The organism is Bifidobacterium ramosum, assembly GCF_009299505.1.
Lineage (GTDB): Bacteria > Actinomycetota > Actinomycetes > Actinomycetales > Bifidobacteriaceae > Bifidobacterium > Bifidobacterium ramosum.
In genome coordinates, this window is record NZ_WBSM01000008.1 from 112,480 (window position 1) to 135,466 (window position 22,987).

The 22,987-nt window shown below is 59.7% G+C and carries 23 protein-coding genes and 1 tRNA gene; 8 read left to right on the top strand and 16 right to left on the bottom strand.

Translation table 11 applies throughout. The annotated features are described in order from the left end of the window. Positions 1-7: 7 nt before the first annotated feature. Positions 8-283, top strand: coding sequence for a WhiB family transcriptional regulator (locus DSM100688_RS08180; protein WP_152358605.1), 276 nt, complete (start codon positions 8-10; stop codon positions 281-283). 143 nt (positions 284-426) lie between these two features. Here DSM100688_RS08180 and DSM100688_RS08185 read toward each other — a convergent pair whose 3' ends face one another. Beyond that, the gene (locus DSM100688_RS08185) at positions 427-1,914 is read right to left on the bottom strand and encodes a sensor histidine kinase (protein ID WP_152358606.1); all 1,488 of its coding nucleotides are present in this window, start codon (positions 1,912-1,914) and stop codon (positions 427-429) included. Positions 1,915-2,094: 180 nt separating this feature from the next. Here DSM100688_RS08185 and trhA point away from each other — a divergent pair, with 180 nt between their 5' ends. Continuing rightward, positions 2,095-3,003 (top strand): PAQR family membrane homeostasis protein TrhA, encoded by a 909-nt coding sequence (gene trhA, locus DSM100688_RS08190; RefSeq protein WP_152358607.1) that lies wholly within the window; start codon positions 2,095-2,097, stop codon positions 3,001-3,003. Between the two features lie 111 nt (positions 3,004-3,114). On the opposite strand, the gene DSM100688_RS08195 is transcribed toward trhA, so the two are convergent. From DSM100688_RS08195 to DSM100688_RS08235, 9 genes are all read right to left on the bottom strand, one after another. Next, positions 3,115-3,594 (bottom strand): GreA/GreB family elongation factor, encoded by a 480-nt coding sequence (locus DSM100688_RS08195; protein ID WP_152358608.1) that lies wholly within the window; start codon positions 3,592-3,594, stop codon positions 3,115-3,117. 31 nt (positions 3,595-3,625) lie between these two features. Then, entirely contained in the window at positions 3,626-4,030 is a 405-nt protein-coding gene (locus tag DSM100688_RS08200) for an FKBP-type peptidyl-prolyl cis-trans isomerase (RefSeq protein WP_152358609.1), read from the bottom strand. Positions 4,031-4,179: 149 nt separating this feature from the next. Then, a complete protein-coding gene (locus tag DSM100688_RS08205; protein ID WP_152358610.1) occupies positions 4,180-4,746 on the bottom strand; it encodes a 4-hydroxybenzoate polyprenyltransferase in 567 nt (188 codons plus the stop codon). Positions 4,747-4,841: 95 nt separating this feature from the next. Then, positions 4,842-4,920: transfer RNA gene (locus tag DSM100688_RS08210), tRNA-Leu, on the bottom strand. A gap of 36 nt (positions 4,921-4,956) precedes the next feature. Continuing rightward, positions 4,957-5,964 carry a Ppx/GppA phosphatase family protein gene (locus DSM100688_RS08215; protein WP_152358611.1) on the bottom strand — a complete coding sequence of 336 codons (1,008 nt, stop codon included), beginning with the start codon at positions 5,962-5,964 and terminating at the stop codon, positions 4,957-4,959. A gap of 47 nt (positions 5,965-6,011) precedes the next feature. Next, positions 6,012-6,581: a DUF501 domain-containing protein gene (locus DSM100688_RS08220; RefSeq protein ID WP_152358651.1), complete on the bottom strand. Its 570-nt coding sequence runs from the start codon at positions 6,579-6,581 to the stop codon at positions 6,012-6,014. Between the two features lie 74 nt (positions 6,582-6,655). Then, positions 6,656-7,354: an FtsB family cell division protein gene (locus DSM100688_RS08225; protein WP_239519399.1), complete on the bottom strand. Its 699-nt coding sequence runs from the start codon at positions 7,352-7,354 to the stop codon at positions 6,656-6,658. Positions 7,355-7,457: 103 nt separating this feature from the next. Beyond that, positions 7,458-8,756, bottom strand: a complete 1,299-nt coding sequence (eno, locus tag DSM100688_RS08230; RefSeq protein WP_125979307.1) for a phosphopyruvate hydratase — start codon at positions 8,754-8,756, stop codon at positions 7,458-7,460. Positions 8,757-8,997: 241 nt separating this feature from the next. Continuing rightward, positions 8,998-9,471 (bottom strand): GNAT family N-acetyltransferase, encoded by a 474-nt coding sequence (locus DSM100688_RS08235; protein ID WP_152358653.1) that lies wholly within the window; start codon positions 9,469-9,471, stop codon positions 8,998-9,000. A 209-nt stretch (positions 9,472-9,680) separates the two neighbouring features. Between DSM100688_RS08235 and DSM100688_RS08240 the strand changes: the two genes are divergently transcribed. Continuing rightward, on the top strand, positions 9,681-10,733 hold the full coding sequence (locus DSM100688_RS08240; RefSeq protein ID WP_152358612.1) for a hypothetical protein: 1,053 nt from the start codon (positions 9,681-9,683) through the stop codon (positions 10,731-10,733). An 88-nt stretch (positions 10,734-10,821) separates the two neighbouring features. On the opposite strand, the gene DSM100688_RS08245 is transcribed toward DSM100688_RS08240, so the two are convergent. The 3 genes from DSM100688_RS08245 to DSM100688_RS08255 are packed head-to-tail and all read right to left on the bottom strand — an operon-like array spanning position 10,822 to position 14,720. After that, positions 10,822-11,397, bottom strand: a complete 576-nt coding sequence (locus DSM100688_RS08245; RefSeq protein ID WP_152358613.1) for a hypothetical protein — start codon at positions 11,395-11,397, stop codon at positions 10,822-10,824. Positions 11,398-11,403: 6 nt separating this feature from the next. Further along, positions 11,404-13,878: an alkaline phosphatase family protein gene (locus DSM100688_RS08250; protein WP_204316701.1), complete on the bottom strand. Its 2,475-nt coding sequence runs from the start codon at positions 13,876-13,878 to the stop codon at positions 11,404-11,406. A gap of 47 nt (positions 13,879-13,925) precedes the next feature. Next, positions 13,926-14,720 (bottom strand): restriction endonuclease subunit S domain-containing protein, encoded by a 795-nt coding sequence (locus tag DSM100688_RS08255; protein ID WP_240811850.1) that lies wholly within the window; start codon positions 14,718-14,720, stop codon positions 13,926-13,928. Positions 14,721-14,812: 92 nt separating this feature from the next. On the opposite strand from DSM100688_RS08255, the gene xerA reads away from it, so the two are divergent. The 5 genes from xerA (at position 14,813) to DSM100688_RS08280 (ending at position 17,831) form a co-directional block, all read left to right on the top strand. Continuing rightward, positions 14,813-15,781: a site-specific tyrosine recombinase/integron integrase gene (xerA, locus tag DSM100688_RS08260; protein WP_420837496.1), complete on the top strand. Its 969-nt coding sequence runs from the start codon at positions 14,813-14,815 to the stop codon at positions 15,779-15,781. A gap of 67 nt (positions 15,782-15,848) precedes the next feature. Continuing rightward, positions 15,849-16,151: a DUF7724 family protein gene (locus DSM100688_RS08265; RefSeq protein ID WP_152358615.1), complete on the top strand. Its 303-nt coding sequence runs from the start codon at positions 15,849-15,851 to the stop codon at positions 16,149-16,151. Then, positions 16,144-16,377 (top strand): DUF7723 family protein, encoded by a 234-nt coding sequence (locus tag DSM100688_RS08270; protein ID WP_152358616.1) that lies wholly within the window; start codon positions 16,144-16,146, stop codon positions 16,375-16,377. Before DSM100688_RS08265 ends, DSM100688_RS08270 begins: the two co-directional genes overlap by 8 nt. Further along, the gene (locus tag DSM100688_RS08275) at positions 16,370-16,651 is read left to right on the top strand and encodes a DUF4160 domain-containing protein (protein WP_152358617.1); all 282 of its coding nucleotides are present in this window, start codon (positions 16,370-16,372) and stop codon (positions 16,649-16,651) included. The genes DSM100688_RS08270 and DSM100688_RS08275 overlap by 8 nt, the downstream gene beginning before the upstream one ends. Positions 16,652-16,700: 49 nt before the next feature. After that, a complete protein-coding gene (locus tag DSM100688_RS08280) occupies positions 16,701-17,831 on the top strand; it encodes a restriction endonuclease subunit S (protein ID WP_170286284.1) in 1,131 nt (376 codons plus the stop codon). Here the strand turns inward: DSM100688_RS08280 and DSM100688_RS08285 are convergent. The 3 genes from DSM100688_RS08285 to DSM100688_RS08295 are packed head-to-tail and all read right to left on the bottom strand — an operon-like array spanning position 17,773 to position 22,957. Then, positions 17,773-18,354, bottom strand: a complete 582-nt coding sequence (locus tag DSM100688_RS08285) for a restriction endonuclease subunit S (protein ID WP_152358619.1) — start codon at positions 18,352-18,354, stop codon at positions 17,773-17,775. The two genes, DSM100688_RS08280 and DSM100688_RS08285, sit on opposite strands and share 59 nt — an antisense overlap. Next, positions 18,344-19,849, bottom strand: coding sequence for a class I SAM-dependent DNA methyltransferase (locus DSM100688_RS08290; RefSeq protein ID WP_152358620.1), 1,506 nt, complete (start codon positions 19,847-19,849; stop codon positions 18,344-18,346). The genes DSM100688_RS08285 and DSM100688_RS08290 overlap by 11 nt, the downstream gene beginning before the upstream one ends. 3 nt (positions 19,850-19,852) lie before the next feature. Next, entirely contained in the window at positions 19,853-22,957 is a 3,105-nt protein-coding gene (locus DSM100688_RS08295; protein WP_152358621.1) for a type I restriction endonuclease subunit R, read from the bottom strand. Positions 22,958-22,987: the final 30 nt, after the last annotated feature.

The following is a 22,987-nucleotide window of genomic DNA, read 5'->3' on the forward strand; positions in this document are numbered from 1 at the left end:
AACCGATATGAGCAGTGCTTTTGACTGGAGGGCCAAGGCCGCATGCCGCGACAAGGATCCCGAACTGTTCTTCCCGGTCGGTAACACCGGTGCGGCGTTCCAGCAGATCGAGGAGGCCAAGGCCGTGTGCCGCACGTGCAAGGTCATCGACGCGTGCCTGAAGTGCGCGCTCGACACCAATCAGGACTATGGCGTGTGGGGCGGTCTGAGCGAGGACGAGCGTCGCGCGCTCAAGCGTCGCGCCATGCGAGCCCGTCGCTCGCAGGCGTTGCAGAACCTGTGACCGCGCGGCGGCAACATCCGCCGGGGCAGACAAGACATACAGCATATGGCAAGGGCCGGGAACGAATCCCGGCCCTTTTCCGTTGTTGCGGTAACGTGCCGACACGCCGCCGCCGGCGCATTACCGCCGACGGCGACCGTTCGTTACTGGTTCTGCGCGGCGCGCAGCTTCATGTCGAGCACGACGCGCGTGCCGCCCTCGCGGCGCGGCTCCCAGTGCACGCTGCCGCCGAAGTCGTTGGTGACGAACGTGTTGATGATCTGTGTGCCCAGTCCCGAACCGGATGAGCGCGCCATGCCGTGGCTTTCCTCGTTGGCCAGACCGGAGCCGTCGTCCTCGACCACCACGTTGAGGTTGCTGCCGGAACGGCCCACGGAGATGATGATGTGCCCTTCCTTGCGCCCTTCGAAGCCGTGTTCGACGGCGTTGGTGATGAGCTCGGTGAGCACGAGCGACAGCGGCGTGGCGTCCTGCGCGGGCATCATGCCGAACTGGCCGACGTATTCGATGCTGATGTGCTGGTCGCGCATCGTGGCGAGGTCGACGCTCATCTTGAGCAGGTTGGAGATCACCTTGTCGAAATCGACGATCTCGTCGGCGGTCTGGCTCAGTCCCTCGTGCACCATGGCGATGGTCTGTACGCGGCGCTGCGCCTCCTCGAGCTCCTTCTTGACCTCTTCGGACTTGGTCTTGCGCGCCTGCAGGCGCAGCAGCGCGGACACGGCCTGCAGGTTGTTCTTGACGCGGTGGTGGATCTCGGAGATCGTCGCGTCCTTGGTCTGCAGCTCCTGCTCGCGGCGGCGCAGCTCGGTCACGTCGCGGCACAGCACGATCGCTCCGGTGCGGCCGTTGGTGTCGTACAGCGGCATGGAACGCATGGAGACGGCGGAGCTGTTCGCGTTGAGTTCGGAGTCGACGGCGGCCTTGCCGCTGAGGACCAGCGGCAGCGATTCGGGCAGCGGGTCGTTCTCGTGGAGCAGCTGCGTGCCGATCTCGCTGAGGAACTTGCCCTGCATGAGGTCGAGCGAGCCGAGACGGCGGAAGCAGCTGATCGCGTTCGGCGAGGCGTAACGCACCACGCCCTCTTCGGTGAGGATGATGAAGCCGTCGGCCACGCGCGCGTTGTGGCGCTGGCTCATGACCGAATCGAGGTACGGGAACTGGCCGCGCGGAATCATCTCGTACAGCTGCTTGCCGGCGTTGATGCTTTCGGATTCGTTGCGTCCGTTGGATTCGCGGGTGGCCATGTTGGTCTCGCGCACGACCAGGCCGAGGGTCTTGCCGTTGTGGCGCACGGGCGCGTACACGTTGCATACGGTGGATTTGCCGACGTTGCGCAGCACCGTGGACCGGAAGACGACGCTGGAGCGCATCGCGGCGTCGAGTTCGCCGATCATGTCCTCGGGCACGGGTTTGCCGACCACGTCTTCGGCGCGCAGCGTCGCGACCGTCGACGGGCGGCATTGTTCGGCGACCAGATAGTCGCCGTTGCCGTCCTGCAGGATGAGCAGCAGGTCGGCGAAACTCAGATCGGCGATCACCTGCCAGTCGGCCACCAGATGATGCAGCCATTCGCGGTCGCTCTCGTCGAAGTCGGGTCGTGTCGCCAATATCTGTGTGAAATCTGCCATGGTTACCATGATACGCAATACGCGTGTCCGCACGCGCTTTTCGCGGGGCGAACGGCGGCGGCACCGGCCCGGCGTCGCGTGCGGCGTTTCTCACCACGTCGATCTTGACAAATCATTTGGTTACGTTATCGTAGGTTACGGTAGCGTAACCTACCGGAACCTACTGGTTGGGAGGATATGATGGCGACGATATCCGAGGATGAGATCGCCCGCAAACGCGCGGCCGTGGCCGCGGCACGCGACGCCGCGACGCAGGCGCGCGAGGCCGCGCTGCAGGCCAAGGCCGACGCGGTGCGTGTCAAGGCGCAAGCCAAGGCGGAACGCATCCGCCGACACGGCGAGGAGCATGCGCTGTCGGTCATCGCCAAGGCCGAGGCCCGCGCCGCGAAACTCGAGGGCATCTCCCCCGCCGAGGTCGAACGCAAGATCCGGCTCGACGTGCACGGCAGGCCGAAGCCGCTGCTGCGCGGCTGGATCCACGCGGTCGCCGCGCCGCTCGCCCTGGCGGCCGGCATCGTGCTGATCTGTCTCGCGCAGGGCGCAGGGCTCAAGTGGGCGTGCGCCGTGTTCATGACCTGCTCACTGGTCCTGTTCGGCAACTCGGCCGCCTACCATCTGGGCGACTGGTCGCCTCGCGTCACCGATGTGCTCCGCCGCATCGACCACATGAACATCTTCCTGCTCATCGCCGGCACCTACACGCCCGTCTCGTTCGCGCTCACGCCGTTCTGGCGCAACTCGATCATCACGGGCATGTGGGCGTGCACGCTCGTCGCGCTCATCATCCACGTGATCTGGATCGGCGCGCCCCGCTGGCTGTACGTGATCGTCTACATCGTGTTCGGCGTGTCCGGCGTGGCGTTCATGCGCCTGTTCTGGACGTCGCCGTACGCCGGCCCCACCGTGGTGATCCTGTTGGCGGCCGGCGGCGCGTGCTACATCGCCGGCGCGATCGTGTACGGTCTGCGCAGGCCGGACCCATGGCCGCGCGTGTTCGGCTTTCACGAGATCTTCCACACCGGCACCGTCGCCGGATACGCCTGCCACATGGTCGCCATCTACATGGTGATCGTGTCGCTGTGGCACTAATCGGCACCGACGGCACTGACCGGCGCGATCTCACATGCCGTGGATACGTTGAGGCCCTCCCCCGCATCTCGCGAGAGAGGGCCTCAACATCGTCGGAAGACGGAACGGTCGTTATTCGACCGGCTTGGCTTCCTTGATGGTCACGCTGATGGTGCGGCCGTTCGGAGCCTGATAGCTCACGGCATCGCCGACCTTGGCGCCCATGATGGCCTTGCCGATCGGCGAATCCTCGCTCAGCACGTCGTAGTCGGTGACGGCGGCCATGTCGCGCGCGCCGAGCACGTACGTCATCTCGTTGCCGGCCAGTTCGATGGTCACCAGCGAACCGTTGCCGACGGTGCCGGCCTTCGGCGCCTCGACGATCTTCGCGTTGCGCAGCTTGACGATGAGCTCGTTGATACGGCCCTCGTTCTTGCTCTGCTCCTCGCGCGCGGCCTGATATCCGCCGTTTTCGGACAGATCGCCTTCGGCGCGGGCCGCGGCGATGCGCTTGGTGATCTCGTCGCGATACTGGCCCTCACGATAGGCGAGCTCGTCCTTCAGCTTGTCGAACGCGTCCTGCGTCAACGGCACGACTTTTTCTTCACCCATGATTCCTCCTTAATATCGTCGATATCGTCGGTCAACGGGTCGAAATGATGTCGATCACGAACACGAGCGTATCACCGCCGCCGATGCCGGCCTGCGGGACGCCGCGCGAACCGTAGCCGTACTCCGGCGGGATGGACACGACCAGACGAGAGCCGACGTTATGGCCCGGCACAGTCTGGTCCCAGCCCTTGATGACCTGGCCGACGCCGATGCCGAAGCTGGCCGGCTGGTGACGGTCGAAGCTCGAATCGAACGGCTCGCTCTTGCCCCACACGACGCCGTGGTAGTTCACGGTGACGGTGTCGCCGCGGCGCACGATCGGGCCGTCGCCCTCGACGAGCTCCACGGACTTGAGGCCGGCCGGGGCGTCGCCCTCGAATTCGATGACCGGCGTCGCGCCGAATTCGGCGTTGACCTTGGGCATGTTCGCTGCCATATGTTCCCTCCTGATTGGACCGATTGAACGCACAATGTGCATCAGGATACTCGGTGATGCCCGGCCGCGCAAGCGTTCGCACACGTCGCCGGACACGGTTCCGACGTGCGCGGCGCGGCGTCTCGTCCGTCACGCGGCGGCGTCGCCGGTCACGACAGCGCGGACAGCGTCATCCCGTACACGATGCCGCCGAGCACGGCGAACACCAGCGTGGCGACGCCCACGGCGATCACCGCCGTGCGGCGCTCCGCCACGCGCTGCGGCAGGATCGCACCGAAGAAGAACGCGACGAATCCCGCGGCCGCGCAGTTGACGCCGATGCCGAACCTGGCGGCACCGGTCAGCGCCACGCCGTGGGCCGGCACGATGATCGAGTCGATCACCGCCGGGTAGACGGCGCACCCCCACGCGGCGAACCCGATCAGGCCCGCCAACGCGTAGACGAACGGCAGCAACTTGGGAATGTCCAGCCTCGCGGTGAGCGACTCGACGGCCCACAGCAGCACGAATCCGACCGTGTACGTGAACGCGACCGCGAACAGGTCCGCGACGAGGAACCACGGCAGCGCGGTGAACGCGTTGCCGGACATCATCACATAGATCGGCGTGCTCACCAGCTCGCACACGCACATCGCCGCGGCGATGACGATCGCCTGCACGAGCATCGTGGGCAGGCTGTCCTTCGATTCACGGCTTACGTCCATCCAACCGGCCATGCTGTTCGTTCCTTTACCTCATGTGGCCGCATGCGCGGCCTTCCGCAACAACGCGGGCCAGTCTATCGGCCAAAAGAAAACCGAATGTTTCAAGGTGCCCCTGGCGGGACTCGAACCCGCAAGCCGAAGCGATCGATTTTAAGTCGACTGCGTATACCATTTCGCCACAGGGGCGTCGGCCGCGCGAACGGCCAACCGTTTTATTGTACGCTATCGCGCGAGCAGACGGCGCCCATAGTCGAGGACGATGCCGTCGAGCAGCCCGTGTTCGCTGGAGACGAACGTGTCGATGGCCTCGCCGTGGTCGGCTTCGGCGGCCGCCGACACCTTGGCGAGCACGCGGTTCCACACCAGCGCGCCGCCGCCGACGACGTCGATGCGCCCGGGGTGGATGGTCTTGTATTCGCGCCGTTCCGCGCGCGTCATGCGCAGGAACCGGTCGTCGACGGCGTAGGCGTCCGCGTAGCTCAGCCGCACTCCGTCCACGGCGCGGTGGTCGTATTCCTTGAGTCCCAGAGCAAGGGCGGTCATGGTGGTGACGGTGCCCGACACGCCGATGATCGTGCGCGTCCTGCCGGCCGGCACCGTGCGGAACGCCTCGTCGATGTGCGCGTCGATGTCGGCGACGGCCGCGTCGATCTCGGCCTGCGTGGGCGGATCGGTGTGCAGGTGCCGTTCGGTCATGCGCACCGATCCGATGTTCATGGAATACGCGGCCTCGACGCGCGTGTCGGGCGCGTGCACGCCGTCGCCGCCGAGCACGAGTTCGGTGGAGCCGCCGCCGAGGTCGACCACCAGATATGGCGCGGCGAGGTCGTGGCGCGGCACGACGCTGGTGGCACCGAGGAAGCTCAGGTCGGCCTCTTCGGTGCCGGGGATGACTTCGGGGCGCACGCCGAGGATCTGCTCGATCCCGTCCTCGAACTCCTCGCGGTTGGCGGCGTCGCGCGTGGCGGACGTGGCGACGAACCGCAGGCCGTCCACCGGATGCTCGGCGAGGATGCCGGCGAACTCGCGGGCCGCCGCGTAGGCGCGCTCCAGCGCCTCGTCGGCGAACCGGTGCGTCTTGTCGACGTCCTGGCCGAGCCGGATCACGCGCAGCGTGCGCGGCACGATGTCGTGCATGCCGTCCGCGTCGACGCGGGCGATCTTCAGTCGGATCGAATTGGTGCCGCAGTCGATGCCGGCCACGGTCACCGCACGTTTGTCGTCGCTCATGGCAATCACTCCCCTTGCCTGTGGTATCTTTCGCCGCCTGTCGCCGGTCACTCGCCGTCCACCGTGCACCGGCACACGGACGGGCTGAATTCGCCGGCGATGCGCGCCAGCGTCAGGTCGCCGATCGGGTTGGCGCCCTCGCCCATCACCAAGGTCTGCGCGAGCAGCGCGTGGAGGCATTTGACGCGCACGGGCATGCCGCCGGCGCTGGTGCCGGCGATGTGCTCCTCGCCGTCGCCGAGCCGCACGGCGAGTTCGTGGCGGAACGCCAGGTACAGCAGGTGGGCGCGCTCGTAGGCGGCGCGCACGTCGGCGTCCGAGGCCAGCAGCTCGTTGTACTCGCGCATCACGCCGTCGGCCTCGACGTGGGACACGGCCTTGACGGCCTCCGGGCCGGTCAGGTAGCACGTGGTCGGGAACGGGACGCCGCCCGGCAGCACCGGACGCGTGACCACGGCGAGCGGGCGGCCGCAGACGCACCGCGCACCGACCGCGACCATGCCGCGCGGGTAGCGACCGAGCTGCCGTTCGACGATCGCGATGTCGTCGTCGGTCGCCGGGTATTCCAGACACCGGTCGACCAGCCGTCTGGCCTGATCGATGATCGTCTGGTCGATGGCCTGCGTCCCGCTGGTCTCCGTGGCCGGTCGCCGGACCTGCTCGGCCGTTGCCGTGGGCGTCTCCTGCTGTGTCACTGCTGATCCTCCGTGCTGTCGGCGCCGTCGGCGCCATTGGTCGTGGACGTGGACGCGTCGTCGTTGTCCTTGGACGAGTTCGACGAGCTCGTATCGTTGTCGCCGTCCGCCTTTTCGAACGAATATGCCAGCTCACTGTACCAAGGCAACGCCTTTTTGTCATCGCCGGCCGTGGCTTCGCCGTCGGCCGAGTCGGTTGTGGAGCCGGTGACGGCTTCGGGATGTTCGACATGCACGACCTGCTCCCCCGGGAACACGAAGCCGAGTTTCTCGCGCGCCTGCGCGGCGACGTACGCCTTGTCGTTCCAGCGGGCGATGCTGTTCTCGAGTTCCCGCTTCTGCGCGATCAGCGAGGCCTCCTCGCGTTTGAGCCCGTTGAGTTCGGACAGGTTGATCGCGTACGTGTAGAACGTGGACAGCAGTTGGATGGAGCCGAGCGCGACGATGAACAGCGCGATGAAGAAGACGATCGGCCCGCTGCTGCGCGTGCGGGCCTTCGTGGTGCGGGCGGAGCCGCGCGCGGATGCCGACGGGCGGCGCGGGGCGGCGGTCTTGGATGCCGACCGCGACGCCGACGAACGGTCCGCGGCATGCCGGTCCGATGCCCTGTCGCGCGCAGCGCGCGACGTGTGCGTCATACGGTTGCGTTTGCCGCCGGTTCCCGTCGATGTTCCCTTGCCTGATCGTACGCCCATAGGCAATAAAAATACCCGCCGCATTCGACGGACGAATGCGGCGGGCGATGATCGCTACGCGATGGTCACGACACGCGACGCGTCATGGCCTCGCGATGCCGACTCACTTGGCCAGGTACTTCTTGCAGGCCTTGAACGCGCTGTAGCCGGCGTACTTCGCGGTGGAGCCGAGCTCCTCCTCGATCTCCAGCAGGCGGTTGTACTTGGCGACGCGCTCGCCACGGGCCGGGGCACCGGTCTTGATCTGGCGGGTGTTCTTGGCAACCGCGAGGTCGGAGATGGTGGTGTCCGGGGTCTCGCCGGAACGGTGGGAGACCATGGAGGTGTAGCCGTTGGCGGTGGCCAGCTCGATGGCGTCGAGGGTCTCGGTGACGGTGCCGATCTGGTTCAGCTTGACCAGCAGGGAGTTGGCGGCGCCGAGCTCGATGGCCTTGGCCAGACGAGCCGGGTTGGTGACCAGCAGGTCGTCGCCGACGAACTGCAGACGATCGCCGAGCAGCTTGGTGATGGCGGTCCAGTCTTCCCAGCCCTCTTCCTGGAACGGATCCTCGATGGAGACGATCGGGTACTCCTCGATGAGCTGCTCGTAGAAGTCGAGCATGTACTGGGAGTCGCGGTCGTCGCCCTCGAAGTGGTACTTGCCGGTCTCCTTGTTGTAGAACTCGGAGGAGGCGACGTCGAGGGAGATGCCGATCTGCTTGCCCGGCTCGTAGCCGGCGGCGGAGATGGCGTCCATGATGTAGTTCAGGGAGTCCTTGTTGGACTTCATCTTCGGCGCGAAGCCGCCCTCGTCGCCGAGGCCGGTGTTCAGGCCTTCCTTCTTCAGGACGTTCTTGAGGGTGTGGTAGACCTCGACGCCGGCCTGCAGGGCCTCGGAGTAGGTGTCGAAGCCGTACGGGGAGATCATGTACTCCTGGATGTCGGTCGCGAAGTCGGCGTGGGCGCCGCCGTTCATGATGTTCATGTTCGGAACCGGCAGGATGTGGCCGTTGGTGCCGCCGATGTAGCGGTACAGCGGCTCTTCGGCGGACTCGGCGGCGGCGTACAGAGCAGCCAGGGAGACACCGAGGATGGCGTTGGCGCCGAGACGGCCCTTGTTCGGGGTGCCGTCGAGCTCGATCATCAGGTCGTCGAGAGCGCGCTGGTCGGAGGCATCCATGCCGATGACCTTCGGAGCGATCTCTTCGTTCACGGCCTTGACCGCGTTCAGAACGCCCTTGCCGCCGTAGACGGACTTGTCGCCGTCACGACGCTCCCAAGCCTCGGCCTCGCCGGTGGAGGCACCGGACGGAACGAGGCCCAGACCCTGGGCGCCGTCCTCGGTGTCCAGCACGACCTGCACGGTCGGGTTGCCACGGGAATCGAGAATCTGACGCGCGTACACGCTTTCAATTGCTGCCACAACTACTCCTTTAACGTATAGGTTGTGATGACAGCCTTAAGAATACCGGGATTGATGGACGACGCGCAAGATCGCGCGACACGAATATGTGAGCGCTCACATCATTGGCGTGCCGCCATCCTGCCGGCCATCCGCCATTCACGTCCCGTTCATGTTCGCCGTCCGTGCGCCGCCGTGCGCCTACGTTTCACACCGCGCGGACTACGTCATCCGCAAGTCTCGCCCGGTCGCACGGACCACGTCACAGGATCTGTTCCATGCCGATCTTATACGGCGTCAGTCCCATCCGCTCGTAGAACGCCTGCGCGCCCGGATTGCACGACCACACGTTGAGCGTCACGTTGTAGCAGCCGGAGTCTCGCGCGACATCGAGCACATGCCAGTACAGCGCGGTGCCGACGTGCCGGCCGCGGGCCGCCTCGTCCACGCAGATGTCGTCGATGTACAGCGTCGTGATGTCGGTGAGGATATGGCTGTGCTCATGCCGCTCGAAGATGCAGAACGCGTAGCCGTACAGCGTCGCGTCGTCGGCGGCGAACATGCCGAACACCGGGGTGTCGTCATTGGCGAGGATGCTGGCCAGTTCGTCGTCCGTGTACTTGGTGACGCCGGTGTTGAACAGGTCCGGGCGGCCACGGTGGTGGACCTCCAGCACCTCGCGCAGCAGCCTGTGCAGCTGCGGGATGTCGCGCGGCTCGGCGCGGCGGATGTGCATGCCGGCCGCGACTGGCCGCGGCTCGACGTTTCCGCCGTTGTCGCCGGCTTCGTTGATCTCGTCGGTCTCGTTGATCGCATCGGGTTCGTTGCTCATAACCGTCCAGTGTAATGCGTGGCATTACGGACGCTCGCCCCGGCACCGTGGTCGGCGGACAATGGAAGACAGGAAGGGACCCATACCGGGTTCCGCGGGACGAAGGAGTCGTCATGAACAACCTCACCGCACGTTCGTCGCATATCGTCCGTACCATCGCCGCACTGACCGTGACGCTGCTGTGCGCCGGGCTTGCCGGCTGCGGCACGCCGTCCGCCACACCGTCGCGGACCGGCACGGCCACCGGCACCGCATGCCAGGGCCGCGATTCGCAGGCGCAATACGACTGGCCGTGGTACGACTCGATCGAGGACCTGACGGCGTCGTCCGACCGGATCGTCTACGCACGCATCACCTCATGCACCCAGCCACCCAAGCAGGACACCGGCTATGACACCACGATCACGGCCGAAGTGCTCGGCGCCGTCAACGGCAATGACGAGGACTCCACGGACGGGCTGCCGCAATCCGGAGACGTCATCAGCATGCACGGCTATACCGCCTCCGGCTCCGACGCAGGCAAGCTCGCCGTCGGCGGCGAGTACGTGTTCTTCCTCTCCTATCACGACGGCACGTACGCACAGCTGACGCCCGCGCTCAGCACGTTCGAGGTGAAGGACGCCAACCGGAACACGCCGACGAACATCCGCAACGCGGACGGATCGTTCCCGCTGTCCGCAGCGATCGCCGTCAAGCTCGGCGTCGCGGATGAGCACAAATTGACCGTGTCCGAGCCGGTCAGCGACGACGACGTCAGACGCATGGCCGCCGTCAACCGGGCGGTCGGATTCGACGACGACATGATGCACGACGACGATGCCGATGTGGTCAATTCGTCGAAGGCGTCGTGGTGGTCGACGGCCACCGTGGACCAGGACGGCAACGCCGTGCCGCCGGCCGCGACCGCCACCATGTCGCTGGCCCCGGTGCCGGTCGGCAAGTACCGGCTGACGATGGTCTGCTCCGGCACCGGCAGCTTCGACGCCGAACTGACCATCGACGAAGCACACACGCAGCACCGGACGATCAGCTGCACGCCGGACGGCGTGGCGAGCGGCGTCATCGACATGACCGTCGCCGACGCCGGCGAGAAGAGCTGGATTCGCTTCACACCGACCGACAGCACCAAGGCGGCCGGCGGATTCCGGTTCGACAAGGTCGGCTGACAGCTGAGCGCATACGACGAAAGGGCCGCCTCCCCTATCGAGAGACGGCCCTTTCGCATGGGTCATGACGACGACCGACGCCGGCGCGTCAGTCGATTTCCATCACATAATCCCACCCCGCGGCGGAGTTGCCACCGTCAGGACGGAACCGCAGCAGGCCTTCGCCGCTCGGTGCCGTGGTGCGCAGCTCGACCTTCACCTGCTGCCCCGGAGCAAGCTCCTTGGGCAGGGCCGGCGACGGGATGAGCACATGAGTGGCGCCGCCGTTGTCGAGCACGTCGAAGACGCTCTTCGACAGCGAGACCGTGGCGCCGCCCTGTTTCGCGGTGTTGGTGATGGTGGCGGTGAACGTCGCCGGAACCGCGTCGTCGCTCACCTTGCCGGTGCTCGGATAGGACGGGCCGTCGATGTCGATGCGCACCTCGCCCTTGTCCTTGCCCATCGAAACGTTCACCGGGCTGCCCGGGAATGACAGCGCTGGATTGCCGACGCTGCCGTTCGCGATCGACGAGTTTCCGCTGTATTTGGCGAGGTAGCCGGGCATGCTGCCGATGCTGTCGGCCACCGACGTGGATGACGGGGTGGAGCCGCATGCGGCCAGCATGCTCACGACGGCGATCGCACCGAGTGTCAGTCCGACTGTCTTACGGATTGCGTTGCGCATGGTCGATCACGCCTCGTGCTGACGGCGACGCATGAACATCACCAGACCGGCGGCGAACAGGACCGCTGCGAGCGCGACGAATCCGGCCACGGCGACGCCGGTGCTGGACAGCGGCTTCGTGTTCTGCGAAGCGTTGTTCGCCTGGGCGTTGGACTTGGGCTGGGTGGCGTTGGACTTGTTCTGGCTGTTGGTCTTGCCAATGTTCTGTTGGCTGCCGTTAGCGTTGTTCTGGGTGTTGCCGTTCTGGCTTCCACCGTTCTGGCCATTGTTGTTCTGACCGTTGTTGCCGGGGTTCGCGTTGTTGCCGGTCTGATGGCCATCGTTGCCGTTGGTCGCGGCGGCGGTGAACACGTCGGAACCGAACGGGGCGAGGCCGGCCTGCGCGGCGAAGCCGAGGTGGCCCTGGCCGTCAAGGCCGCCGCTGACCGTGCCGGCGGTCAGCTTGCGGTTGTCGTTGCCCTTCGAGACCTGGAAGATGTCCTCCATCGTGCGCAGCCACGAATAGTGGTTGTAGTACTTGGAGACCACGGTGCCGGGCTTGATGAGCGGGGAGATGAGCACGGAGCCGGTGTCGCCGCCGCCGGGGGTGGCGTCCTGCGCGTCGAACGTGGACAGCGGGGTCTCGCCGTCGTTGAGGTGGCCCGGGATGCCGGTCGCAGACAGCGTGACCTCGGTGACGTCGCCGGTCGTCTTCAGCGGGTTGCCCTGCATGTCGACGATCTTGAAGGAGGCGCTGGTGACCGGGTCCTTGCTGGTGGCGACCATGTTCGGGCCTTCGTTGACGACGGAGCCGACGTAGGCGCCGTCCGGGATGCCTTCGCCGGTGACCTTGCGGCCGATGTCGGTGACGCTCACCGAACCCTGGATCGTGTCGGTGCCGGCCTTGGCGGTCGCGTCGAGATCCTCGGCCTCGGAGAAGCCGGAGCCGGTGTTGCGGGCGCCGGGCACGCAATTGCTCTTGTCGGCGTTCACGAGATCCGCATCCTGCGGGTCATCGCAGGACGGCGGACGGGTGATGTAGCCGTTGTCGCCGGAGCCCGGGTACAGCTGGTTGCCGTTCTTGTCCGTGGCAAGCGGCGTGTTCGGACCCTCAGGCTCCCAGTTGACGTCCTGACCGTTGATGTTCTGACCGGCGAGGTCGGCGTTGATGTAGTTCTTGGCCATCGGACCGGCCTGCGGGAACGTGCCGGCGGAGTACTGCTTGTACCCCTCCTGGAAGTCCTTCATGGTCGGTGCGGCGTACTGGTACTTCTCGTTGGCCTTCGCGTCGTTGGCGACCTTCGTGTCGTCGGTCGCGTTGTTGAACGACATGCCGTAGAACGGCGGGTTCGCTTCATCGAACGTGATGTCGATCAGGCCGCCGTCCTTGAACGCCGCGGAGCGTTCGATCAGCGGGATGTAGTAGCGCAGCCACAGGTCGGCCGCGTACAGGCCGCCGGTGTGGTTCTTCGGCGCGGTGTCGAGAGGAAGGTTGTAGTTCGGGTTGAGGTTGTCGTCGAACAGGCCGGACAGGTTGTTGCCCTTGCAGACGGCGTCATGCGCGTCGGAGCAGTTGTTCGGCGTGATCCAGTTGAACGCCGGCACCTGATCGGCCGGCTTCTTGAGATCGGCGATCAGGCCGTAGGTCTGGTCGTCAAGGTTGGCGATGTGGTTCTTGTCGGTCATCGTGCCGCCGTTGGCCGGCTTGGTCAGCGAATCGGTGCCGGTGTTGTCGTCGCCGGTGATCGCGTGGAACCACGGGAACGGGAAGTGCTTGGCGACATACTGGTCGTTCTCCTGCGCTCCGGTGAACGAGGTGATGCCGGCCTGCTTGTCCTCGTCGCTCGGCTTCATCACCTTCGGGTTGGTGGTCGGGTTGTTCTCGCGCTTGCCCGGAGCGCCGCCGAGGCCGTCCTCACGGCCGGGCTGGTTGCCGAGATCCTGCGCGTAGCCCTTCCACGTCAGGCCGGCGGCATCGAGCTGGTTGAACAGCGTCGGCGCGTCCTTCGGCAGCGTGCAGCCGTTCTCGCCGTTCGCCGCGTTCGGGCCGGCCGGGGACTTCACCTGGCCGTAGTTGTCATTCTGGTCGAACGCCGTCTTGCCGGTGTGCTCGGTGATGATGTCGGAGTTCTTGCCGAAGTCGAAGTTCTTGACGCCGCAGTCCTCCTGCAGGTCCTTGGACGTGGCCTGGCCGGACACCAGCGTGATGTAGTTGTCCATGCTGTAATGGCCGGTGCCGTAGTAGTTGGTGAGCAGCGCGCCCTGGGAGGGCAGCGTCTTCCACAGGTAGCTGTTCTGGTTCAGGCCCGTGAATGTGGCGTCATACGACTTGTTCTCGAGGATGATGGTCCACACGTGCTTGATCTGGCCGGGCTTGAGTCCGGTCTGCGTGATGGTGGTTTCGGAAGGACTGGTCGACGGGTTGTCGTTCGCAAAGGCTGTCGGGGCAGTCATCGCAAAGCAGCTGGCGGCCACCAGAGCGGCGATACCCGCTCGTTTCATGATGGAATATGCTGTTTGCATACTTCCAAGGTAGGTTCAGTGAACGCTCACACGTCGATGTTGAGGTAAACATTGGGAAACACTCGGAGAACACTGGGAGCCGCCTCCGTAGTGGAACAGCGTTCTCTCGATGATTCATCACGATATGCGTTGATCCTGATTACCAGCAAACGGCCATTTGCGTGAATGGTTTGTGCTGGCGGCGTAGGCAATTCAACCTTCGACACATCAATCTCGCCCGACATGAGTTTGGGTAGCAAAGCATCACGAAGTTGCGCAAGTTTTATAGTTTCGACTTTTGATGAGATGATTTTATCCACTATCGGCGTAAATAGTGCATTTAGTAACTGAAAATCTTTTGAAGATGGAATGGCGACAGAAGTATTTTCAAGTGCAGAACGCTTAATATGCCCCATCGTTGTAGCCTTATCCGCCGCCATCGATATAAACCTTGGCAAATAATAATCTGTCCAAAGGTAATAAAACCATTTCGGATATTTAGCCGAAGTGACTTTGAAAAGATGTTGATTTAAGCCAGCATCTCCACCAGCCCATAAGTCAATCAACAATGAGCCAGACCAAGAAAAGATTACATCGCCATCATGTGCAAGGACATCTTCGGCGATATCTGTTTTACAACGTTCGCTATCTATACTACATTTCCCTTCTCGCAACTCACGTATCTTCAATACCGGAAGGCCTTTGTCATGCCCTTCAGGACGGAATTTCTGCATGGCAAGACCATTACGATAATTTGCAATATCAGTCAGTGATCCTTTTCCCCAACCATTTTGCGCATTGACTATTTCCTGCAGAAATAGACTTCTTGCTAATTCCAACAAATGGCCGTTTATCTGAGACGGTAAACTCGTTGAACTTCCGCATTATGGATACCAGTAATCCATCTCCACCCATCACGGAAGCGAACATAATGATTGGCGATGCAACGATTGACTCAATATTGAAAGCCATGCAGGACACACTGAACTCCCGCCAGCTTAGGCAACTGAAGCATGTATTGACAACCAGTCTGGCCACAGACGTGCAGGACACTGGGAACGAATCAGCGACCCTTTTGGACTCCTTCCTTACCGCCAAAGAACTTGAAGGATGCAGCGAACGCACGTTGAAATACTACGAATCAACGCTTACGCACTACATCAAGAAGATCGATAGGCCACTGCCCCAAATAGATACCGAGCAACTTCGCTCATACCTTACCGAGTATCAAGAGACACACAATGTGAGTAAAGTCACGGTCGACAATATCCGGCGCATACTCGCGACGTTCTTCGCATGGCTGGAAGATGAGGACTACATCGTCAAAAGTCCGGCAAGAAAAATTCGACGAGTAAAGGCGCCGATTCGCGTCAAGGAAACCATATCGGACGAGGATATGGAGCGTCTTCGCGACGGCTGCGAGACATCACGCGACCTTGCGATAATCGATCTGCTGTCCTCCACCGGCATGCGCGTAGGTGAACTGGTAAAGCTCAACCGAGACAGCATCGATCTCAACGAACGCGAATGCATCGTACAAGGCAAGGGCAACAAGGAGCGAAGAGCCTATTTCGATGCCCGAGCCAAACTGCATCTTGAGGAATACCTGCAAAGTCGCAGTGACGACAACCCTGCATTATTCGTCAGTCTCAGCGGAGATCACGATCGCATTGCCATCTGTTCTGTGGAAAGCCGGCTTCGTGCCCTTGGCAGGAAGCTTCGACTCCCCCGTATCCACCCGCATAAGTTCCGTCGCACTATGGCCACTAATGCCATTAACCGCGGTATGCCAGTCGAGCAGGTGCAAAAACTGCTCGGACACGTCAAGATAGATACCACCATGCAATACGCTCTCGTCAGCCAGAGCAACGTGAAGGCATCACACCGACGATATCTGGGATAATCATCCACTTCCTCTTATAATCGGAATCAGCACTGGCCAACACTCATTATTAGCGGAAGGAGATAGTTTGAACGCAACAGAAAGCGCCACTCAGCAGACAAACCATACCGCATATCTGAGTGCAGAGAACGGTTTCACCGTGTTTGAGTACGGCAAGACACGCATACGATTCCGCGCACCTTACTCGTTGGAACGGTATACCAATGTCAAGCAATGGGACAACGGGTACCTCGTGGTGGATGCGAAATACCGGCACAATACCGCGCCAGAAGAAGAATACATCGACCTGGAACCGGTGCTCACAGATCTCTACATCGACGCCAACCATTTCCTACAGCCGATTCAGAAAGTCGAGATAGCCCATGCCTGACATTGCTTCGATTGCCGGTAGCGCAGGAATGATCGTGAACGGCTATGCATTCACCAACACGGATGACGGACATGTCAAAGTGTTGAACCTCAATGCGCCCGAATCAGCCCTGGTGCTCGATCATGACGGCAACGTGCTGGAAACCAGCATGGACGACATGGAAGTCGGTATCGTGCAAGAATACTATCGAAACAACAAGGAGTTTCTGGAGACTGACCATGCCTAAGTACTTCCAGTTCATGGTCGCCGGGTATTACCTGTATTTCACGTCGTTCTGTGTCATCGAATGTATGCATGTGCATGCCAGCGACACCAAGCTCACCGAATCGGGTTCCGCGAAATTCTTTGTCAAAGCCAACGGCGACACCACGCTCGAGAGGCAAGGCAGACTCACCGCAAAGGAAGCCGCCACTATCCAGAAATTCATCAAGAAGAACTATCGGGAGATGTACCTCAGGTGGAAGGAATACAGCACCGAGGACTTCTACGGACAGGCTTGATTACAACACACAAATAACGATAGGTATGCAATCAATGACATGGCGAAGCATGGCGCTTGGCGAGGCAATCACACTCAAGCGTGGATACGATCTGCCTTCAAAGAAACGAGTCAAAGGTAAGGTCCCTGTTTATTCGTCTTCAGGACGTTCTGGGGTTCACAATGAGGCCGCAGTACACGGGCCAGGAGTAATCACCGGACGATACGGCACCATCGGTGAGGTTTTCTATGCGACAGATAACTATTGGCCGCTAAACACCACTCTGTATGTCTCCGATTTCAAGGGGAATTACCCACACTTTATTTACTACCTACTGAAAACTATCAATTGGAACAATTACACAACAGCGAGCGCAGTTCCGGGCATCAACCGAAACCACGTTCACCATTGTGTAGTCACCATTCCCGATCTCACGACGCAGCATAAGATCGCCTATGTTCTAGGAACATACGATCAACAGATTGACTGTCTTACTCGGACAAACGGCCATTTGCGTGAGTTACTTAAGATTGAATTCGCCAATAGATTTGAGAATGAAGATACGCCTGTTATCAAGTTAGGAGACGTCGCTTCCATCTGGAAAAAGTCAGTGAAACCTGCTAATGATCCGGATAAGTATTGGGAACATTACAGTATCCCAGCATTTGATGCCGAACAATACCCTTCTTTCGACTTGGGGAACACAATCAAAAGCAACAAATATGAAGTCGTACCAAATTCTGTTTTGGTGTCGAAGCTTAATCCAACAACACAACGCCTATGGCTGCCGCAGTTGATAAACGCCGATAGCGCGATATGTTCCACGGAATTTATCGAATATGTTCCTAGCAATAAAAAGGACTATAGCTTCTATTGCTCAGCTCTGATGCAGGATAGATTTTTTGGTTATCTTGAAGGACACGTGACTGGTTCCACAGGTTCACGTCAGCGAGTCCATCCTGGCGACACTCTTGCATATGCTGTGCCAAACCCGTGCGCATCAGAGATTCGAGATTACTGCATGTTCGCAGATCCTGTAATCAAGCAAATCAGAAACACGAGCATCGAATTAAAAAGATTGGAAACACTTCGTAGTGCCCTGTTGCCCAAACTTATGTCAGGCGAGATTGACGTATCGAAGATCAAACTGTATACGCCGCCATATCAAACCGTTCACGCAAATGGCCGTTTGTCCGATTGAAGTTATTAATTGCGTTATCGAAAGCCGAAATAACCGCTCCTATTTTTCGCTGTCTTTCCATCGAAGGACAAACAACAGGCAAACGACGAAAATCTTTAAGAACAATTCGCGGAATTGCAGAACCTGAACCATAGTTTAACTTCACATCGGCTATTACAGCCGGCTGACGTAAATAGTTGAATAGGTAGCTCGTGTCCACAAGCGTTGTATTAGGTCTTACTATTGCGATTGAAGACAGCAACGCAGGTTTTTGACTTTGCCTATAGATAAACATATCTTCAAAGAACCGGACACCATCTTTGCCGATAAGTATGTCTCCAGGCTCCGGACAACATCCATTCTTTTGCAAAGCATTGTAATCGTTCTCGGAAATCTCTTTACATCCATCAAAGATAAAACCATCTTGATTCATATCACGAACAGATGCCATGTAGAAGCCTGAACCCGGAAGCGCTTTCGGACTATAGTGAGAACCATCCGTAATGAGGTCACATATTTCTTCTAAGGCACATTCAAAGCTCATACCCAATCGCCTCCAGGTTCTTTTTGATTTCGGCTTGCAGTCGGTTGGATTCCTCGAAGCATTTGGCGAGTTCACCGGTCAGACGTTTCATCTTCTCATCGAATGGCTCATCGTCCTCTTCCTGTTCGGCGATGCCGACATAGCGGCCCGGCGTAAGAATGAAATCCTGTTTGGCGATATCCTCGATAGACACCGCCGCGGAGAAGCCTTTCTCCTCTTCCAATGTTCCGTCACGGAATGCATCAAATGTGGAGGCGATCTTCTGAATGTCCTCATCGGTCAGCGTCCGCTGCGAACGACTGATCATCGTGCCCATGTTGCGCGCGTCCACGAACAATGTCTTGGAATCGACAGGGCGCCCTTTGCGCAAGAACCACAGGCATACCGGAATCTGCGTGGAGAAGAACAGCTGCGTCGGCATGGCAACGATGCCTTCCACCAGCCCGGCGTTGACGATGTTCTTGCGAATCTCGCCCTCGTTGTTCGTCTGGGATGACAACGAGCCATTGGCGAGCACCAAGCCGATACGGCCGGACTGCGATAGGTGGTGAATCATATGCTGCATCCACGCGAAGTTCGCATTGCTCTCGGGTGGCACACCGTATTCCCAGCGCGGGTCATCCTTGAGCTTGTCTCCGCCCCAGTCGGACAGGTTGAACGGCGGGTTGGCGAGAATATAGTCGAACCGTTCGGTGCGGTGCAGATCGTTGAAGAACGTATCGTCGTTCTTCGGGCCAAGGTCAGCGTCGATTCCACGAATGGCAAGGTTCATCGTGGCCATCTTCCATGTGGTCGGGTTGGACTCCTGACCATAAACGGAGATGTTGTTGATGTTGCCCTGGTGGTTACGCACGAACTCGGCGGACTGCACGAACATGCCGCCGGAACCGCACGCAGGATCGTAGACACGCCCCTTGAACGGTTCAAGCACGTTCACCAGCGTCTTCACTACGCATTTCGGCGTGTAGAACTCGCCGGCGTTCTTACCTTCCTGAGATGCGAACTGAGACAGGCAATACTCGTAGGTACGGCCAAGCAGATCGTGGGTGTCGCCGTTCTCGGCCATCTTCACATTGGTGAACAGGTCGACCACTTCCCCAAGCCGGCGCTTGTCCAGTTCGGGACGCGCGAAATTCTTGGGCAGCACGCCCTTGAGCTTCTTGTTCTCCTGCTCGATCAGCCTCATCGACTCATCAATGATCTTGCCAACTTCGGGCGTATGAGCAGCCGCTGCCACGACTTCCCATCGAGCTTCCTTCGGCACCCAGAAGATGTTCTCGGATGTGTATTCGTCGCGATCCTCCTCGAATCCTTCTCCTTCGGCCACCAGTTCGGCGTGCTTGGCTTCGAAGTTGTCCGAAATGTACTTGAGGAAGATCAGCCCCAGCACAACGTTCTTGTACTCGGATGCGTCGATGTTGCCACGTAATTTGCAGGCCGCATCCCAGATCTGTTCCTCGAATCCGAGAGCTTTGGTGCTTGTTTTCTTCGCCATGAATCAGTTTCCCTCTCCGTAGTCAGCCCACAATTCGCACTGCTGCATGACCGTGTCGATCGCGTCCGGCACCTCGTCCGGCGGATACTTATGCTTTTTCAGCAATCGTTTGATCGAACGGCGCATGCGGGCGCGGGCGTCCTCTTTCTTCTGCCAGTCTATCGTGCGGTTCTTGCGCAGCGTGTCGGTCAGTTCCCGGGTGATGGCGACCAACTCGTCGTTGTCGTAGAAGTCCTTGATGGCCTGTGGTTTGGTAAGCGCATCATAGAAGGCAAGTTCTTCATCATCTAGGCCGAGCGTCTTGCCTTCTTGTCGAGCGGCCATGATCTCCTTGGCCATGTCAAGCAGTTGCTGGATGACTTCAGCGTTGGTGAGCATGCCGTTGAGATACGCGTTGACCGACTGCTGCAGCATTTCGGAGAATTTGCCGGCCTTGACGACGCTCTTCTTACGATATGCCTTGACCTGATCGTCAATGAGCTTGTGCAGCAACTCGACGGCGAGATTCTTCTGCTTCATCTGCGCTACTTCGGCAAGGAACGACTCATCAAACAGCGACACTTCGACGTTCCGATCTTCAAACAGATCGATGACGCCTTCATTATGCACGCCCTGTTCCATGATGGCGGCGATGCGCTTGTTGACTTCGCCTAGCGACATACGAGGATTGCCGGGATTCGTGTTCAGTACTTTGAGCAGCTGAGTGCGCAACACATCGATGTAGGCTTCCTCAAGTTTGAGATCGTCGGGCACCATGCTTCTGCACAGGCCGAACGCCTGAGCCATCTCCTTGGCGCATTTCACAAAGTCCTTGCGATCCTTCTCACGCTCGGGATCAAGCAGATAATCCGCGCCATCGGCGATGACCTCGGCCATCTGTTCCGCGGAATCGGTATGGATGCGCTGTTGATAGTCCAATCCATGCAGGAAATCACGACAGGCACCGAGTTTGTCGAGAAACAACGGGTAGGCGGTATCGGCCACGTTCATATCGCCATAGCGTTCGCGGTCTCGCTTGGTATAATCATGCATCGCGCGCTTCAATGCCCCGGCGATACCGATGTAATCAACGATCAGTCCGCCTTCCTTGCCCTTGTAGACGCGGTTCACTCGCGCGACGGCCTGCATAAGATTATGGCCCTTCATAGGCTTGTATACGTACATTGTGGACAGTGACGGCACATCGAAACCGGTCAGCCACATATCCACCACGATGGCGATTTTGAACGGATCGTCGTCATCCTTGAACCGCTTGGCGAGCGCAAGCTTATGCGCCTTGTTACCGATGATGGTATGCCATTCCTCCGGGTCCTGATTGGATGAGGTCATCACAACATGCACTTTGTCCTTCCACTGCGGTCGCAGCTCGAGGAACTTGTCATACATCTTCATGGCGGTCGTTCTGGAATATGCGACCACCAGCGCTTTACCGGTCAGTTCATCCGCGCGGTTTTCCTCATAATGGTGCACAATATCGCGGCACAGTGAATCGATGGTCTCCGACGCACCCAATACGCTGTCCAAGGTCGCCAGATCATGCTTGCTGCGGTCAATGGCCAGTTCATCAACATCGTCGGCGATGTTCGCGTATTCCTCATCCAGCTTCTGCAGTACGTTTTCATCCAGTTTGAGGGCCACGACACGGCTCTCGTAAAACACCGGACGCGTGGCACCATCTTCGACCGATTGCGTCATGTCGTAGACATCCACATAATCGCCGAATATCTCGCGTGTGGATTTGTCCTGCGTTTCAATCGGCGTGCCGGTGAATCCGATGTACGAGGCGTTCGGCAACGCCTGACGAACTTTCAGAGCATCACCTATCGAATGGCTGCCGTCCGCATGCAATTTTACTTGGAGGCCATACTGACTGCGATGGGCCTCATCCGCCATCACCACGATGTCCCTACGATCGGAGAGCGATTCGTCCGATTCGCTGAATTTCTGCATCGTAGTGAATACGATGCCGTTGGCTTCCCGATTGTTCAGCAATTCGATAAGGTTGGACCGGCTAGTCGCCTGCTGTGGAGTCTGGCGTAGGAAATCTTTACATTTCGCGAACTGGCCATAAAGTTGGCCATCAAGATCAGTACGATCGGTAGTCACCACAATGGTGGGGCTACCCACCTGTTCCCGCAAAAGATGAGCGTAGAACACCATCGATAGCGACTTGCCGGAGCCTTGGGTATGCCAGAACACACCGGCTTTGCCATCGGTGCTCATGGCATGCAATGTGCTTTCGATGGCCTTGTGCACACCGAAATACTGATGATACGCCGCGAGAATCTTCGCGGTTCCATCCTCGGATTTCGAGAAGCAGATGAAATTACGGAGGATGTCAAGCAGTCGTTCCTTGGGAAGCATGCCGTCAAGCATGGTCGTCCATCGGACAGGTTTCCCGGTGCTGATCTTCGAATAATCTCCATCAGCCGTCTTCCATTGCATGAACCGGTCTTCGTTGGCGGTGATGGTGCCCACACGAGTGTCGGCCATATCGGTCATTACGCAAAACGCGTTGTATACGAACAACGTCGGAATGACCTTCATGTAATTACGCAACTGTCGATAGGCGTCTGACGCATCAACGTTTTCCCTCGACGGTGATTTCAGTTCGAATATCACCATCGGCATGCCGTTGATGAAGATGATCAGATCAGGACGTTTCTCTTCATACTCGACGTAGGTCCACTGATTGACCACCGTGAACGTGTTCCGCTCAGGATGATCGAAATCTACGATTTTGATATGGTCAGATACGGTGTTCTCTCCATCAAAATACGAGACATCAATGCCGGACTGCATGTAGTCCGTGAACTCTACGTTGCGGGATAACAGATCAATACCTTCGACATTGGCAACCCTGCGCAACGCTTCCTCGATGGCGGCCGGATGGGCTTGAGGATTGATTCGTTGAAGAGATGATTCAAGGACACCAGGCAACATCACGTCCCGATATGAGTCATCGGTACGACTGACATCCGGACCATACAGATAGTCATATCCCAAGGTTTTGAGATGACCGATAATTGCCCGTTCGAATACGTTTTCATCAAATAAAGAGCGACTGCTACTGCCATCATCTACATATGCAACACCATTGTTAGTCATTGCAGACTCCTTCATCGTTCTCACACACGA